The organism is Microbacterium sp. TPD7012, from assembly GCF_003075395.1.
GTDB lineage: Bacteria > Actinomycetota > Actinomycetes > Actinomycetales > Microbacteriaceae > Microbacterium.
The window spans coordinates 131,579-147,217 of sequence record NZ_QDFV01000001.1 but is presented as its reverse complement, the minus strand read 5'-3'; the positions used below and the strand labels follow the sequence as shown (position 1 = coordinate 147,217).

General features: G+C 69.3%; 11 protein-coding genes. 6 read left to right on the top strand and 5 right to left on the bottom strand.

Features of this window, described 5'->3' with window-relative positions; translation table 11 throughout:
• Positions 1-109: 109 nt before the first annotated feature.
• Complete coding sequence (locus tag DC434_RS00695; RefSeq protein ID WP_116633360.1) at positions 110-2,641, top strand: metallophosphoesterase family protein; 2,532 nt, start codon at positions 110-112, stop codon at positions 2,639-2,641.
• Between the two features lie 177 nt (positions 2,642-2,818).
• Positions 2,819-4,570: an alkaline phosphatase family protein gene (locus DC434_RS00690; RefSeq protein ID WP_243408739.1), complete on the top strand. Its 1,752-nt coding sequence runs from the start codon at positions 2,819-2,821 to the stop codon at positions 4,568-4,570.
• Between the two features lie 12 nt (positions 4,571-4,582).
• Here the strand turns inward: DC434_RS00690 and DC434_RS00685 are convergent, their stop codons facing one another.
• The 5 genes from DC434_RS00685 to DC434_RS00665 all read right to left on the bottom strand — a co-directional run bounded on the left by DC434_RS00685 (position 4,583) and on the right by DC434_RS00665 (position 10,217).
• A complete protein-coding gene (locus tag DC434_RS00685) occupies positions 4,583-6,526 on the bottom strand; it encodes a carboxypeptidase regulatory-like domain-containing protein (RefSeq protein WP_116633359.1) in 1,944 nt (647 codons plus the stop codon).
• A 72-nt stretch (positions 6,527-6,598) separates the two neighbouring features.
• Positions 6,599-6,835 carry a DUF2283 domain-containing protein gene (locus DC434_RS00680; protein ID WP_116633358.1) on the bottom strand — a complete coding sequence of 79 codons (237 nt, stop codon included), beginning with the start codon at positions 6,833-6,835 and terminating at the stop codon, positions 6,599-6,601.
• A 1-nt stretch (position 6,836) separates the two neighbouring features.
• Positions 6,837-7,436 (bottom strand): hypothetical protein, encoded by a 600-nt coding sequence (locus tag DC434_RS00675; protein ID WP_207769860.1) that lies wholly within the window; start codon positions 7,434-7,436, stop codon positions 6,837-6,839.
• 158 nt (positions 7,437-7,594) lie between these two features.
• Complete coding sequence (locus DC434_RS00670; RefSeq protein ID WP_116633357.1) at positions 7,595-8,650, bottom strand: LLM class flavin-dependent oxidoreductase; 1,056 nt, start codon at positions 8,648-8,650, stop codon at positions 7,595-7,597.
• Positions 8,651-8,678: 28 nt separating this feature from the next.
• Positions 8,679-10,217 (bottom strand): methyltransferase, encoded by a 1,539-nt coding sequence (locus tag DC434_RS00665; protein ID WP_116633356.1) that lies wholly within the window; start codon positions 10,215-10,217, stop codon positions 8,679-8,681.
• 99 nt (positions 10,218-10,316) lie between these two features.
• On the opposite strand from DC434_RS00665, the gene DC434_RS00660 reads away from it, so the two are divergent.
• The 4 genes from DC434_RS00660 (at position 10,317) to trxA (ending at position 15,551) form a co-directional block, all read left to right on the top strand.
• Complete coding sequence (locus DC434_RS00660; protein WP_116633355.1) at positions 10,317-12,473, top strand: DUF6049 family protein; 2,157 nt, start codon at positions 10,317-10,319, stop codon at positions 12,471-12,473.
• Positions 12,466-14,082, top strand: a complete 1,617-nt coding sequence (murJ, locus tag DC434_RS00655) for a murein biosynthesis integral membrane protein MurJ (RefSeq protein WP_116633974.1) — start codon at positions 12,466-12,468, stop codon at positions 14,080-14,082. Before DC434_RS00660 ends, murJ begins: the two co-directional genes overlap by 8 nt.
• A gap of 102 nt (positions 14,083-14,184) precedes the next feature.
• Positions 14,185-15,159, top strand: coding sequence for a thioredoxin-disulfide reductase (trxB, locus tag DC434_RS00650; RefSeq protein ID WP_116633354.1), 975 nt, complete (start codon positions 14,185-14,187; stop codon positions 15,157-15,159).
• Positions 15,160-15,227: 68 nt separating this feature from the next.
• Positions 15,228-15,551, top strand: coding sequence for a thioredoxin (trxA, locus tag DC434_RS00645; RefSeq protein ID WP_116633353.1), 324 nt, complete (start codon positions 15,228-15,230; stop codon positions 15,549-15,551).
• The last annotated feature ends 88 nt before the right edge of the window (positions 15,552-15,639 follow it).

Below are 15,639 nucleotides of genomic sequence, written 5' to 3'. Positions count from 1 at the left end.
TCTGTTCATGTTCCCGTCGCCTCGAAGTCAGCCGGGCGTCATCCGTCTTCGATGGGCTGAGGGGGCCCCGTGCGGCTGAGCACGAACCCCCACCCCACAAAGGACTGACATGACCTCCCCCACCCCTGCGGTGCGGTGGCGGCGTCGCGGACTGACGTCCGTCGCGCTCCTCGCCCTGCTCGGCGGCGCCGTCGTCGCCCCCGCGGCCTTCGCCGCACCGGATGCCGCACCCGAGGTGCCGACCGGATCGCTGATCACCGGCGACACCGCCTGGCACTACCTCGACGACGGCTCGGACCCGTCCCCCGCACCCGCGGCGCTGCGCGACTGGACGCTCCCCGGGTTCGACGACAGCGCCTGGAAGACCGCACCCGGTTCGTTCGGCGCGAAGAACGGCAAGCTCGCCGCGGTCGGCCCCGTCACCCCGAAGACGCTCCTGAACCACTACCTCGACGGCAGCACCGCCCCGACCGTCCCCACCTACTTCTTCCGCAGCACGTTCGAGCTGGAGGCGGGCGTCGCGGAGCAGGTCGCGTCGCTGTCGAGCTCCGTCACGTTCGATGACGCGCTCGTCGTGTGGATCAACGGGGAAGAGGTCGCCCGCTTCGTCGACGGCCGCATCACCGACACCGCGAACGTCGAGTACGCCGGCGACTCGAACGGCGACCCGCTGACGAGCACCATCACGGCGGAGGGCGACGTGCTGCAGGACGGCACGAACACGATCGCGGTCGCGCTGTTCCAGGACCGGGAGACGAGCTCGGACATCTACTTCGACATGTCGTCGCTCACCCTGGTGAAGGCATCCGAGCCGGGTACCCCGGTGGTCGCCCCGCCGACCCGCGTCATCCTGACGCCGACCGAGCAGCCCGAGATCTCGCAGTCCTTCTCCTGGCTCGCGGGTGACGCCTCGCACACGATCGGCCAGGTCGAGATTGCCCCGGCCGCCGGTGGCGACACCCGCACGATCGAGGCCTACGACGTCGGCGTCGTCAACGGCAACCCGAACCACCACTTCTCCGCCACGGTCACCGACCTCGCCGCGGCGACCGCCTACCGCTACCGGGTAGGACTCCCGGGCAGCTGGAGCGACTGGTTCGAGTTCACGACGGCCGACCCGAACGCGACCGACTTCCAGTTCGTCTACTACGGCGACGCGCAGATCGGCCTCGACACCACCTGGCCGAGCGTCGTGAAGCAGGCCGAGGCGAACGCGCCCCGGTCGATCGGCTCCGTGCACGCCGGTGACCTGATCAACAAGTCCAGCAACGAGGACGAGTGGCTGAACTGGTTCAAGGGCATGGAGGACTCGGCGACTCACACCAACGTGATGGCGGCGCCGGGCAACCACGAGTACTCCGGCGACAAGCTGCTCACCGCCTGGAAGGCCGCGTTCGAGTACCCGCACAACAACCCGTCGATGGAATCGATCGGCGAACTGGCCGACCTCGCCAAGGGCGACACCGAGGTCGCGGCGCAGTACCGCTCGCTGTTCGAGCACTGGAGCGCGTTCGCTGCTGAGACCGCGTACTACACGGACTACCAGGACGTGCGCTTCATCACGCTCAACGCGACGCGCGACGCGACCTTCCTGACCCCGCCGGCTCTGCCGTCCTGCACGGGTGACGACTGCCCGATCAACAAGGGCGAGGAACTGTGGATCCGATTCCAGGGCGCCTGGCTCGACCTGCTGCTGCAGAACAGCCCGTCGAAGTGGAACGTCGTCACGTTCCACCAGCCGGTGTTCTCGGCATCCGAGGGTCGCGACGAGCCGAAGCTCCGCGCCGACTGGGTGCCGGTCTTCCAGCGCAACGACATCGACCTCGTGCTCATGGGCCACGACCACACCTACGCCCGCGGCTACGTGAACACCGACGCGACCGAGACCCCGGGCCTCACGACCGGCCCGGTCTACGTCGTCTCGAACTCGGGTGCGAAGCACTATGAGCTCGAGACCCCCGAGAAGAACGTCTGGACCAACAACGGCGCCACCCAGGTGCTGCGCGGTCAGGGTGTCACGACCTACCAGGTGATCGACGTCTCGCACGACCAGCTCGTCTACCGCTCGTACCTGGCCGAGAAGCAGCCGAATGCCACGACCGATCTTCCCGTCGGCGCCGTCTACGACACCTTCACGGTGACGAAGTCGGATGCCGGTGAGAAGTGGGTCACCGAGGCCGGGGTCACGCCCCCGACCACCGAGCCCGAGGAGCCCGCCGAGGTCGAGCTCGGGGCGGCATCCGTCGCGGCCGGCGGCACCGTCACGGTCTCGGGTACCGGATTCGACGCGGATGCCGAGCTGCGGCTCGAGCTGCGCTCCGACCCGGTCGACCTCGGCACGGTCACCGCGGGCGCGGACGGCGCGTTCTCGCGCACCGTCACGATCCCGACGGCCACCCCCGCCGGCGCGCACACCCTCGCGGTGATCCTCGCCGACGGCACCGAGGTCACGACCTCGCTCACCGTCACGGCGGCGACGTCGGGCGGCGGCGCGGTGACTCCGGGGAACGGCGGCGCATCGACCGGCGGCCTCGCCACGACCGGTGCCGACAGCACCCCGTACGTGGTCGCCGCGGTGGTGCTCCTCGCGCTGGGCCTCGGCCTCGTCGCTCTGCGGCGTCGCCGGCAGCGCGCCGAGTAGTCTGCAGCATCCGTCCTCAGGGCGCCGTCGGGGCTTCGGCTCCGGCGGCGCCCTCTGTCTCCGGACCCGACGTTTCGCGGAGTCCGTGACGAATCGCGGACCCTTTCACGGAGAATCCTCCGTGAAACGTCACCTCCTCCGTGAAACGTCACCGGACGCGGTCGTAGGATCGGCCTCGTGACCGAAGACGACTCTCCTCCCGTTCCCTCCCGCCGAGGGTTCCTCAAGATGGGCGGGGCCGCGCTGGCCGGAGCAGTGGTCGGCGGAGCCGGAGGCGCCGCCATCGGAGCGACGATCGCCGGGGGCCACCGCGACGGCTTCGCCTCCGACCCCGATCCGTTCGCCGCTCTGACCCCGCGCAGCGAACCCGGCTTCGACCACCTCGTGGTGGTGATGGGCGAGAACCGCTCGTTCGACAACCTGCTCGGCTACCTCTACTCGAAGGAGAATCTGCCCACAGGCGAGACCTTCGAAGGGCTCGCCTTCGGCGACCACAGCAACACCGCTTCCGACGGGACCGTCGTCGCCGCCCATATCCACCAGGGCGACACCGACAGGATCATGAGCCTTCCCGACCCGGACCCGGGCGAGGAGTACCCGCACGTCAACACGCAGATCTTCGGCACGATCGACCCGAAGACGAACGCCGACCTCTTCGTCGACCAGATGACCGCGCCGTTCAACGCTCCGACCAAGGGCGAGAAGGCCACGATGTCGGGGTTCCTCGAGGACTACATCATCAACTTCCGGCGCCTCCGACGTGGGGTCGAGCCGCGGCCGGAAGAGGCCGCGCACATCATGGGCTCGTTCTCGCCCGAGATGCTGCCCGTGCTGTCGACGCTCGCCGCCGAGTTCGCCGTGTTCGACCACTGGTACGCCGGAGTGCCGTCGCAGACGTTCTGCAACAGGTCGTTCTTCCATGCCTCGACCTCGCACGGCTTCGTCACGAACCAGGGCGACGGCGGGTACCGGAAGTGGCTCGACGCCCCGGCCGCGCCGACGGTCTTCAACCGGCTCGAAGACAAGAAGCTGACGTGGAAGATCTATCTCGACAAGCTCCAGCTCGTCTCGTTCACCGGGATGCTGCATGCGGCCGTGCTCGAGAAGTACTGGCGCACCGAGCACTTCGGCACCATGGAGGACTTCTACGCCGAGGCGAAGGACGGCAGGCTCCCCGCCTATGCGTTCATCGAGCCGCGGATGGTCTACGACCACAACGACTTCCATCCGCCGTTCGGCGCGGTGCGCGAGAGCACGGTCGACGGCGAGGAGATCTTCGACAGCGCGGTGTCCGACGTGCGTGCGGGCGACCGTCTGATCCACGACATCTACGAGGCGGTGCGCACGAGCGCCTCTCCCGACGGTTCGAACGCCGTCAACACGCTGCTGCTCATCACCTTCGACGAGCACGGCGGATGCTACGACCACGTGCCTCCGCCCGCCGCGACGAAGCCGACAGCAGACACGAAGGCCGGCGAGATGGGCTTCACGTTCGACCGGCTCGGATGCCGTGTCCCGGCGATCGCCGTGTCGGCCTACACGAAGCGCGGCACGATCATCCACGACGAGATGCACCATGGCTCGGTGACGGCGACGCTCTCCCGCCTGCACGGGCTGAAGCCGCTGAACGACCGTGATCAGTCGGCCAACACCCTGCAGAACGTGGTGAACCTCGACAAGCCGCGGCATCCCGCCGACTGGCCGGTCACCACCCCGGCCTATACCCCGCCCAACCCCGAGCAGACGCCGCCGCAGCCGAACGAGGCAGATCAGACCAAGCCGCTCACGCCGCCCGCGCGCGGCCTGCTCGGTCTGCTCATCGCGCGCTACGGCAAGCCAGGTGAGCCCGAGCCGCAGACCTTCGCCGACGCCTACCGGCTGCTCCACGAGCACGGCGAAGAGCTGTTCGGGCCGCCGAAGGGCAGCTGAAGACGATCCTGCTCAGTCCCTGGTCGACCGACGGCGCGAGACGACGAGCAGCGCGACTCCGATGACGAGCACGGCCGCGCCTCCCGCCGCCCAGGCGAGCGTCTCGGGGCCGAGGCCCGTGGCCGGGAGCGGCTTTCCACCACCGTTCCCGCCGCTGACGGGCGGATCGGGATCAGGCGACGGAGGTGTGACGACGATCGCCGCGACGACGAAGTCCTGCTCCCCCACGGCCTCGCCCGCGGCGGTGATCACGACGGTCCTGGTCGCCGAACCGACGACCGTGGTCCCCGTGGGCGGCACGACGGTGAACGTGTAGGTGCCGGGCGGGAGATCGCCGAGGCCGAACGATCCGTCGGCATCCGTGATCAACTGGGCGGGCACACCCGGACCGGTGACCTGGATGACCGCTCCGGGTACCGGCGCGCCGCCGTCGGTGCGCACCGTGCCGTCGACGGCGCCGAGGCGGGCGAGCTCGAAGTCGACGTTCTCGACGTCGGCTCCCGCGATCTGCTCGTTCCGCGTGATCGGCGTCACCGCCACGTACCCGCCGGGCGTCGTGATGGTGACCTCGTAGTCACCCGCCGGAAGACGCGGGAAGGCGTAGCCGCCGCTGCCGTCGGTCACGGTCGTGAGGACCGTGCCGCCGGGGCCGGTCGCCGTGACCGTCACGCCCGCGACGCCGGTGCCGTTCGACGAGACCGCTCCGCTGAGGCTGGGGTTCTCGGCGACCTGGAAGTCGACGTTCTCGATCGGATCCTCGCTCCCGGGCGGGATCGTGAAGGCGGGGGGTGACGTGACGAGCGTGTACCCGTCGGGCGGGGTGATGGTCGCGGTGTGCGTGCCGACCGGGATCGAATCGAACAGGTAGCGCCCGTCCGCATCCGTCGTGGTGGTCTGCCCGTCGATCGTCACGGTGACGCCGGCGACCGGCCCGCCGCCGGCATCGGTCACCTGCCCGGAGACCGCGACCGGGACGATGTCGCGCACGGTGAAGTCCGCGACGGCGTCAGTGGTCGTCAGATCCGCGGCCACCGTCACGGGTCCCGTCGAGATCTTTCCGGCCGGAGGCGCGACGCGCACGAGGTACCCGTCGGTCGCGATGAAGCCCGGGAACGCGTATGTGCCGTCAGCCGCGGTCGTCGTCGTGCCGACCACGGCGCCCGTGCCGTCGATCAGCGTGAGGCCCACGCCCGCGAGGGGTCCGTCCACCACGTCCACGACCGAGCCGGTGATGTCTCTGGCCTGTGACGCGAACCACGTCTGGTAGACGGGGAAGCCCGCGCGACGGGTGAAGAAGAAGGTGAGGGAGGTGATCGGCGCGGCCGGCTCGAACCACGCCGCAGAGCCGCTGGTGTCGGCGGCGGCCGCGTTCCCGGTGAGGGTGAGGGTCGCGGGGTCCCAGCTCGGGATGTCATCGGCCGCGCCGGTGCACGAGGGCTTCCCGACGACCCCGGGTGCGCAGTAGTTGAAGCCGCCCTGGAAGCCGAGCTCGGTGGCGTCGAGCGCCTGTCCGTCTGGCCCGATGGCCTGGATGCGCACGGAGTCCGCGTCGATGTCGCCGAGCGCGAACGCCCATCCGGAGGAGGGCGTCGGCGTCGCGAACGAATACGTCGTGGTCGACGGGCTCGCCGCGTTGTCGGCCTTCGGCCGCAGGTTCAGGTACGCCTGGTCGCGACTCGATCCGTACTTCGCGCCGATGGGCGTGCCTTCGGACAGCCAGGTGGATGCTCCCGAGATCACGCCGGGACCGCCCCCGCGGGAGTCGCTCGTCATGGTGGCCGTGAGCGCGGGCTGGGCGGCGATCTGCACGGTCGTCGTATACGCCCCGGCGCCGCCGGCGAGCGGCTGCCAGGTCGCCCAGGCACTGGTCGTCGCCGCCGCGGCGGGAATGGCCCCGACCAGCACCGCCACCAGTACGATCGCTCCGGCGAGGACTCCACTTCGACGCACACGCATGCGGCCAGCGTACCGATATACCGGAATCCCGTGAAGAGACCTTCGGGCGGATGCCGCGGCATCCGCCCTTCCCTACTCGACGTCGCCCGGTGCTGCGGCGGAAGCGAGAACCTCGCTCGCAAGCGCTTTCGAGGCCACGAGAACCTCCACCCCGAGAAGCCGCCCCGCGGCATCGAAGTCGAGGTTCAGCTGCGATTCACCGTTCGGAGTATCGATGAAGGAGACCTGCTGAACCGCATCGCCCGCGCCGATCCTCTCGACGATCGAGATATAGGCGGCATCCGCTTCCGCGTCATACGTGATCTTCATGTCAGCCCTTCGTCACGGTGATGATGTTGCCCGTCTTGTTGTCGACGATGACTCGGATTCGGTTCGCACTTCCTTCGATCACATAGTCGGTTCTCACGGGTGCACCGTTGGCATCGGAGGCCCAAGGGGCAGAGATCACACCCGCAAGTTCACCATCCGCGGTTCGCACCGTGATCCCCCCATCTTCCAAAGGGACCAGTTCGAAGTCGTCATCGATCTCGAAGCGGTACTCGGTCGGAGAGCTCGCGTCAGGAATGTGGAAGAGAGCGCGGAACGCTCCGTCCCCCTCGTCCATCACCGCAACGGCGAAGTCCTCATTCTCGGACTGGGCGGAGACCCCGACCTGCTCGAGATCCTTGAGAGGAAACGAGAGTTCGAGCTCAGCGTGTCCGGCTGCGGGCGCCGTGATGACACCGCGAGAGACATCGACCTGCCCCTCCGGAATCGATGAGGTGTCCATGAACACCTCGGGCCGCGATTCGAGCGCCTTCTGAATGTCGGAGTCGGTGTCGGGTGCGGCATTCACACCAGCAGTCGGCATCGTTGTTGTCAGCACGAGTGCAACTGCGGTGGACAACGCGGTCGTGGTGAGTATTTGCATTGTTCGTCTCCCTGACTCTTGGCGTACCGAGGAGCCGGTACGACCCGGGGAACGTAACGTCGAGATGGAGCGTCGCTCGGAATCGCCTCGCTGCGAGCCATAACCACATACCGGTATTCCGGGAGAGCGGATGCTGCAGCATCCGCTCTTTCAACGAGCTAGACCGCGTCGCCCTGGACGGGTCCCTCGGTGTTGGGCTTCCACCCCAGCGCCGGAGCCACATGCGTCGCGAACGACTCGAGCACGTGGAGGTTGTAAGCCGGTCCGAGCTGATTCGGGATCGTCAGCAGCAGGGTGTCGGCACTCATGACGGCCTCGTCGCGCTTCAGCTGCTCGATGAGAACGTCGGGCTCCGCGGCGTACGTCTTCCCGAAGGTCGAGCGGAACCCGTCGATGACGCCGATCTGGTCGCCGTTCTCCTCGCTGCGCAGGCCGAAGTAGGCCCGGTCCATGTCGGAGATCAGCGGGAAGACGCTGCGGCTGACCGAGACGCGCGGCTGACCGGTGTGCCCGGCCTCCTTGTACGCGGCGCGGAAGAGCTCGATCTGCTCGCGCTGCAGCTCGTGGAACGGCTGGCCGGTGGCCTCGGTGACGAGCGTGGAGCTCATCATGTTCAGGCCCTTCCGGCCGGTCTCCTCGGCCGTGGCACGGGAACCCGACCCCCACCAGATGTGATCGCGGAGCGTCGGCGACTGCGGCTCGATCGCGAGGTACCGTCCCTCTCCGACCATGCGAGGGTCTCCGGCGGCGATCCGCTCGCCCTCGATCGCGCGGAGGAAGATGTCGAACTTCTCGCGGGCCAGCACGCTCCCGCGCTCCGGGTCCTCCTCATCGACGTAGCCGAAGGTCTCGTAGCCGCGCAGCGCGGTCTCGGGTGAACCACGGCTCACGCCGAGGGCGATCCGGCCGTCGGCGATCAGGTCGAGCGCGGCTGCCTCCTCGGCGAACTGCAGCGGGTTCTCGTAGCGCATGTCGATCACGCCGGTGCCGACCTCGATGCGCTTCGTGCGCGCCGCCATGGCCGACAGCAGCGGCATCGGAGACGCCGCCTGCCGCGCCCAGTGATGCACGCGCACCGAGGCGCCGTTGACGCCGATCTCGTCTGCGCCCTCGGCGATCTCGATCGTCTGCTTCAGCATGTCGCCCGCCGTGCGGGTCGCCGAGCCGGGCACATCCGCATAGTGCCCGAAGGAGAGGAATCCGAAAGCCTTCATGATCTATTCCAACGCATGGATGCCGACCCTATTCCCCCGGCACCAGGAGGCCGTCGAAGACGAGCGCGCGGATGCGCGGCTCGAGCTCGGACCAGAGATCGGCCAGGGGAACCTCGAAGAGGTCGGAGAGCGCGGCGACGATCTGCCCGACGGTCAGCTCGCCGTCGCAGGCGCCGACGAACGCGGCGAGCGCCGGATCGACGTTCACCGTGCGGGCGAATCCGCTGCCCTGTCGCAGCTCGATGACGCTCGGATCATCGTTGCCCGGCAGCAGATGCCTCGCCTCGGTGACGTCGGCTGCCGTCACGAGCGTCGCCGGCATCCCCTCGGCGAGAAGATCGTGGGCGGCGAGTCCGGTGGCGAGCGCGGCGCCGACGTTCGACACCGGCTGCGACACCTTCTCCACACGACGGATCGGCGCGTACTGGGTCCCTGAGCCTGTCGAAGGGCCCGTCGAGGGGCGTCGGATCAGCACGTAGCCGAAGCCGATCGAGGTGACCCCACGCGCCGCGAAGTCGTCGAGCCAGGCGGAGAGCAGCGGGGTGAACTCGGGATCCCGCGGCGTCGTCCCTCCGTCGCGGATCCACAGCTCGGCGTATCCGAGAGGCGAGAGCTGCTCCCTCTCGATCACCCAGAGGTCGAGCTCGGCCGGCACCCAGGCGTCGAGACGCGCCAGCCCCGCGACGCCCGCGCGGGACTCCCAGTTGCCGAGCAGCTGCGCGATGCCGCCGACGGTGAGGAACGCCGGGGCCGTCCGCACGAACTGCTCGACCAGCGCATCGCCGACCAGTCCCCCGTCGCGGTACTCGTAGGCGGGCACGTCGTCGCCGCGCGGCGTGATCACGAAGGGCGGGTTCGACACGATCAGGTCGAACGCCTCTCCCTCGACAGGGTCGAACATGCTCCCGAGGCGGAATTCGATGTTGCCCACCCCGTTGAGCCGGGCATTGAGCTCGGCGTAGGCGAGAGCGCGTGCGGAGACGTCGGTCGCGACGACGGTCCGCGCGCGACGGGCCACGAGGAGCGCCTGGATGCCGCACCCGGTGCCGAGGTCCAGGGCGCGATCGACCTCGATCGGCACGATCGTCTCGGCGAGCGTGCGCGAGGCCCCGCCGACGCCGAGCACGTGGTCCGCGGGCAGCGCGCCGTCGAGCGCCACCTCGTCGAGATCGCTGGCGATCCACCACTCCCCGACACCGTCGGCGTCGACGAATGACTGCGGGCGCAGCAGGGCGGTGGGCGTCACGGTCTCGGCATCCGCCGTCGCGAGGCCGAGGGCGATGAGCCCGTCGACACCCAGGCGCGGCAGGGCGGCACCGACAGCGGCCCTCGGCTGCGGCATCCCGAGCACGAGCAGGCGTCCGAGGGTGGCGAGGACACCGGCGTCACCGGCGATCGCGCGCAGGATCGGCTCGCGCATTCCGCGCGCCAGAGCGTCGTCCGCCTCCTCCCCCCACAGGCGTCGCAACGGCTCCGAACGGAGGTCGGCGGCATCGAGATCGGCGGCGAGGTCGGCGCTGCGCAGCGGCTCGGGAACGGGTGCGGGGGTGTCGGACACGGCCGTCACTCTACGCGTCTTCAGGGTTCTCCTTCCTCGGGCCTCCTAGAATCACAAGGTCAGTACTCACGAGCAGCCCTCGTCCCGGGGCGTTCGAGGAAGACCTTCATGTCCGTGAACACCCCCGAAACCGGCTTCCGTGCGCGCCTGCAGCGGCTCGCACGCAGGACCGTCGTCTTCGCGATCGCACTGACCCTCGGCGGATCCGCGGTTCCGAGCGCCGTATCCGCCGCCGAGACGCCGTCGCCCGACGACGAGCAGAGCATCGAGCTCCACGTCTCCGCCGGTCTCCGCGGCACGATCGCCCCCGGCTCATCGACCTCCGCGACCATCACCGTGCGGAACAGGACCGATTCGGAGCTGAGCACCGGGCGCGTCCAGGTCGAGATCGGAAGCACTCCGCTGGCCGACGACGAGGCCGTCACGAACTGGCTCGACGACGAAGAGGCACCGGGAGACTTCACGGCGCTCGGCACCGACAGCACCGCGTCGATCGACGCCGGCGAATCCGCCACCACGACGGTGTTCGCGCCCGAGAGCGCGGTCGGTGAGCTCGCTCCCGGCATCTATCCGCTGCGGGCGGAGCTGACCGGTGCGACCACCGGCGGTCCTGCCGCAGACGACACCGTGGCCAGGGACGCGACGGCGACCAGCGTTCTCGTCGTGACCGCGACGCAGAGCTCCCTGATCGGCGTGCTCGTGCCGATCACGGCGACACCGGCCGGCGGATCACTCCTCACCTCCGAAGAGCTCGCGGCCCTCACCGCGCCCGAGGGTGCCTTGACGGCGCAGCTCGACGGCGTCGCGGGAACCACGGCCGTGCTCGCGATCGACCCGTCGATCCCCGCCGCGATCCGTGCCCTCGGCACCGCCGCGCCCGAGCAGGCGACGGCGTGGCTCGCGCGCCTCGACGACCTCCCGAACCAGCGTTTCGCCCTTCAGTTCGGCGACGCCGATGCCGCCGTGCAGGCGCAGGCGCAGCTCTCCGAGCTGCTCCAGCCGACGACGCTCGCGCCTTTCCTCGATCCCGCGAACTTCCCGGTCGCGCGTGTCACCACACCCCCGACCACCGCCGCCGATGAGACGACCGCGCCCACGCCTGCTCCGACCGAGGCCCCGGTCGTCCCGACTGACGAGGAGCTCGCGGCCGTCGACGGCGCGCTGCCCCGCATCCTGTGGCCGCGTGCCGACGTGACAGCGGATGATCTCGCCGCCTTCCAGACCTACCTCGGTGAGGGAACGACCACGATCGTCTCATCCGCCACGGTGGGCGGACAGAGCGCGGCGCACGCGACAGCCGCGGGCCAGGATCTGCTCGTCACCGATGCGGCGGCGTCCTCCGCCCTCTCGGATGCCGCAGCCGAGGCCGACCCCGCCGCCCGCCAGCGTCTTCTCGCCGAGGGCGCCGCGCGACTGTTCCTCGCCGAGGCTCGGGCTCCCGGGGCGCCGCTGCTCATCGGGCTGGACCGTGACGAGACCCGGACGCCTGATGCACTGCGCGAGGTGATCTCGGCGGCGGACTCGATCGGCTTCGAGTTCGGCGCGCTGCGCGACATCCCCGCGGCCGCCGCGGCGCTCTCCGTCGAGACGGGCACTCCGGGGGCGGCGGACGTCATGAGCCTGCTCGCCGACGAGCAGACCCTCGTCGCCTTCTCGTCGATCCTCACCGACCCGCGGGTGCTGCTCGGCCCGGAGCGGATCAGGATCCTGCGCACGCTCGCGGTCGGCACACCGGCGGAAGCCTTCGCTGCGAGCGTCGCCGCGCACCGGGCGCAGACCACCGCCACGCTCGGTGCGGTGAACATCCCGCCGTCGAGCACCATCCAGCTGCTCTCGGCCAACGCCGACCTGCCGATCCGCGTACGCAACGATCTGCCCTGGCCGGTGACGGTGCAGCTGACCGCCTCGCCCAGCGATCCTCGCCTCGAGGTGAAGCCGCTCGTCGAGACGGTCGTGCAGGCGAACAACACCGCACGCGTCAAGGTTCCCGTCTCGGCCCGCGTCGGCAGCGGCGAGGTCGACCTGCGCCTGGGCCTCGTCAGCCCCACAGGTGTGCAGATCCAGGGCGACCAGACCGTGCGCGTCGCGGTACGCGCGGAATGGGAAGGCATCGGTCTCGGCATCTTCGGCGGACTCGCCGTGCTGCTGATCGGCCTCGGCGTGATCCGCACCGTGCGTCGCAAGCGCCGCGAGGCGGCCGAGGAGGCAGCAGCGGATGCCGCAGCGCTGGAAGCAGCAGAGCCGAAGGACGGACGTGGTGAGTAGCCTCGGGCGCGCGAGCGCCGTCATCGGCGCCGGCACCCTGGTGTCGCGCGTCACGGGACTCCTGCGGAGCATCGTGCTCGTCGGAGTGCTCGGGGCCGTCGGCTCGGAGGCCGCCGACGCGTTCACGTTCGCCAACACCCTGCCGAACAGCGTCTTCGGCCTGATCTCCGTCGGTGTGCTCACGGCCGTGATCGTCCCGCAGATCGTGAAGGCGACGGCGGATGCCGACGGCGGAAACGCCTTCATCTCCAAGCTCTTCACTCTCGGCACCGTCGTGCTCGTCGTCACCACGTTGATCGCGACCATCGCCGCGCCCTGGCTCGTCGTGCTGGTCGCCGGCCAGGCGCCTCCCGAAGCTCAGGCGCTCGCGACGGCCCTCGCGTACTGGTGCCTGCCGCAGATCCTCTTCTACGGGCTCTACGCCCTGCTCGGAGAGGCGCTCAACGCCCGCCGGATCTTCGGGCCCTTCACCTGGGCGCCCGTCGTGAACAACATCGTCTCGATCGTCGGCTTCCTGCTTCTCGGCGCGCTCTTCGCCCCGGTGCCGACGAAGGCCGCGGAGTGGACGCCGGCGATGATCACCACCCTCGGCGCCACGGCGACCCTGGGCATCGCGCTGCAGGCGGTCGTGCTCCTGGTGTTCTGGCGGCGCACCGGGCTCGCGCTCAAGCCCGACTTCCGCTGGCGGGGCGTCGGACTCGGGGCCGTCGGCAAGCTGGCGGGCTGGACGTTCCTGATGGCCTTCGCGAGCCTCGCCGCCGGTGTGCTGCAGGGCAACATCGTGAGTGCGGCCTCGGGAACCGGCGCCTCGGCGACCGTGACCGCCAACGCCTGGCTCATCTTCATGCTCCCGTACTCGGTGATCGTGCTGTCGATCGGGACGCCGTACTTCACCCAGATCAGCGAGCACGCAGCAGCCGGGCGTCACGTCGAGGTCCGCGAGGACATCTCGCGCAGCATCCGCACCCTGCTGTTCTTCATCGTCGCGGCCGTCGCCGCCGTCGCCGCGGCCGCGATCCCCGCGTCCCGGGTCTTCACGAGCTCCCCCGCGGATGCCGAAGCGGCAGCCCTGGTGCTGATCTGCTATCTCGTGAGCCTGATCCCCCTCACGATCCTCTTCATCGTCCAGCGGACGTTCTACGCCTACGACGACACGCGCACGCCGTTCTGGTTCACGATCTTCCAGTGCTGCCTCATCGTCGCCACAGCCCTGATCGCGTGGGGACTGCTCCAGGCCGACATCATCCCGATCACGGGTCTGGCGGCCGCCGTCGCACTCGGACAGTCCGTCTCCAGCACCGTGCAGACGATCGTCGCCACCTGGCTGCTGCACCGCAAGATCGGCAGCCTCGGTGTGCGGTCCTGGCTGGCCACGCTCGGCCGCTTCGCGGTCGCCGCGATCCCCGCGGGACTCGCCGGCTGGGGCGTCTTCGTGCTGTTCGGCGGAAGCGCCGGCTGGACCGTCGCCGACAAGATCCCCGGCGCTCTCGGCACCGCGGTGATCGGGCTCGTGGTGCTCGTCGTCTACCTCGCGATCCTCGCCCTGCTGCGCGCGCCCGAGCTCAAGGTCGCCGGTACTCTGGTGCGCCGGTTCCTCCCCGGTCGCTGACTCCCGCCGGGCACTCAGCGCAGGGAATGCCGCGCGGTTACCATGGGTTGAATCACTCGGGACGTCTTTCGACGCCACCGCAATTTCTCAGACGGAGAGCACATGCGTCAGGTCATCATCATCGGTTCCGGCCCCGCCGGATTCACGGCCGCCATCTACGCTGCACGCGCGAACCTCAAGCCGCTGCTCATCGCGAGCTCCGTCGAGGTCGGCGGCGAGCTGATGAACACCACCGAGGTCGAGAACTACCCGGGCTTCCCCGAGGGCATCCAGGGGCCTGAGCTCATGGCCAAGTTCCAGGAGCAGGCCGAGAAGTTCGGCACCGAGGTGCTCTACGACGACGTCACCGAGCTCGCCCTCGACGGCCCCGTCAAGACGGTCACGCTCGGCAGCGGCGCGGTGCACGAGACGCAGACCCTGATCTACGCGACCGGTTCGGCGTACCGCAAGCTGAACATCGCGGGCGAGGAGCGCCTCTCCGGCTACGGCGTCTCCTGGTGCGCCACCTGCGACGGCTTCTTCTTCCGTCAGAAGACGATCGCGGTCGTCGGCGGCGGCGACTCCGCCATGGAAGAGGCGACCTTCCTCACGCGCTTCGCCGACAAGGTCTACGTGATCCACCGCAAGGACACCCTGCGTGCCTCGAAGATCATGCAGGAGCGCGCGTTCGCGAACGAGAAGATCGAGTTCGTGTGGAACAGCGAGGTCGCCGAAGTCCTCGGCGGCGACTCCGTCACCGGTGTGCAGCTGCGCAACACCGTCGACGGCACGCTGAGCGATCTCCCGCTCGACGGCCTGTTCATCGCGATCGGCAACGACCCGCGCACGCACCTCGTGCACGACAAGCTGAAGCTGACCGCCGAGGGCACCATCTGGGTCGACGGCCGCTCGTCGGTCACGTCGGTGCCCGGGGTGTTCGCCGCGGGTGACGTCATCGACCCGACCTACCGCCAGGCCATCACGGCTGCCGGCTCCGGAACGGTCGCGGCCCTCGATGCGGAGCACTTCCTCGCGGATTTTGACGACGCCTCGGTCGAGTTCCCGGCCGCGGAGGCCGCCGAGATCCTCACCGCCTAGGCGCGCGGGAACAGTTTCACCTCGTCTGCTGTTGTAGCAGGCGAACCTCGAATCAAGGAGAGACTCTGATGAGTGCAAAGGCTACGAGCCAGGCGACCTGGGAGCAGGACGTTCTGCAGGCCGACGGTCCCGTGCTGGTGGACTTCTGGGCCGAGTGGTGCGGTCCCTGTCGCATGGTGGCCCCGGTGCTGGACGAGATCCAGTCCGAGAACCCCGACAAGATCACCATCCTCAAGCTCAACGTCGACGAGAACCCCGAGCTCGCGATGAAGTACCAGATCACGTCCATCCCGGCGATGAAGGTGTTCGACGGCGGTGAGGTCAAGACGACCATCATCGGCGCCAAGCCCAAGTTCGCGCTCGAGAAGGACCTCGCCGCATTCATCGGCTGATCCACTGAGACCCAGCAGGGCCGTCACCTCTCCGGAGGTGGCGGCCTTTTCTGCGCCCGGCTCTCGGTCGTTGAGCGAGCGAAGCGAG

Excerpts from the sequence above, each read along its gene's own strand:
- DC434_RS00685 (WP_116633359.1), bottom strand. The coding sequence starts at position 6,526 with ATGCGTGTGCGTCGAAGTGGAGTCCTCGCCGGAGCGATCGTACTGGTG.
- DC434_RS00660 (WP_116633355.1), top strand. The coding sequence starts at position 10,317 with ATGTCCGTGAACACCCCCGAAACCGGCTTCCGTGCGCGCCTGCAGCGG.
- trxA (WP_116633353.1), top strand. The coding sequence starts at position 15,228 with ATGAGTGCAAAGGCTACGAGCCAGGCGACCTGGGAGCAGGACGTTCTG.
- trxB (WP_116633354.1), top strand. The coding sequence starts at position 14,185 with ATGCGTCAGGTCATCATCATCGGTTCCGGCCCCGCCGGATTCACGGCC.
- DC434_RS00680 (WP_116633358.1), bottom strand. The coding sequence starts at position 6,835 with ATGAAGATCACGTATGACGCGGAAGCGGATGCCGCCTATATCTCGATC.
- DC434_RS00670 (WP_116633357.1), bottom strand. The coding sequence starts at position 8,650 with ATGAAGGCTTTCGGATTCCTCTCCTTCGGGCACTATGCGGATGTGCCC.
- DC434_RS00695 (WP_116633360.1), top strand. The coding sequence starts at position 110 with ATGACCTCCCCCACCCCTGCGGTGCGGTGGCGGCGTCGCGGACTGACG.
- DC434_RS00675 (WP_207769860.1), bottom strand. The coding sequence starts at position 7,436 with ATGCAAATACTCACCACGACCGCGTTGTCCACCGCAGTTGCACTCGTG.